We start from the raw sequence: 228 nt of genomic DNA, 5'->3' as shown, positions 1-228 counted from the left end.
GGGTTGGCTATGGGCGTTTACTTTGGGTTAACTCAAGTTCCAAGTGCAACGGTTGTTGTTGTTTTTTCGAGTTCCTCGGCGAGGGCCTGTGCTGGTGTTTTCCAACCCAGTGTCTTTCTGGGGCGGTTGTTCATGAGTTTGGCGATGTGGTCGAGATCGCGCTGAGAGAACTGGCGGAGGTCAGCGCCTTTGGGCAGGAACTGGCGCAGAAGCCCGTTGGTGTTCTCG

At 55.3% G+C, this 228-nt stretch carries 1 protein-coding gene; it reads right to left on the bottom strand.

Translation table 11 applies throughout. The features are described 5' to 3' along the window. Positions 1 to 32: 32 nt before the first annotated feature. On the bottom strand, positions 33 to 228 hold a 196-nt coding region (locus tag D5084_RS18445; protein ID WP_162302408.1), incomplete at its 5' end, for an IS30 family transposase.

This window comes from Tabrizicola thermarum, from assembly GCF_003574395.1.
Lineage (GTDB): Bacteria > Pseudomonadota > Alphaproteobacteria > Rhodobacterales > Rhodobacteraceae > Tabrizicola > Tabrizicola thermarum.
The sequence above is the reverse complement of the archived record's forward strand: the minus strand, read 5'-3'. Positions and strand labels throughout refer to the sequence as shown.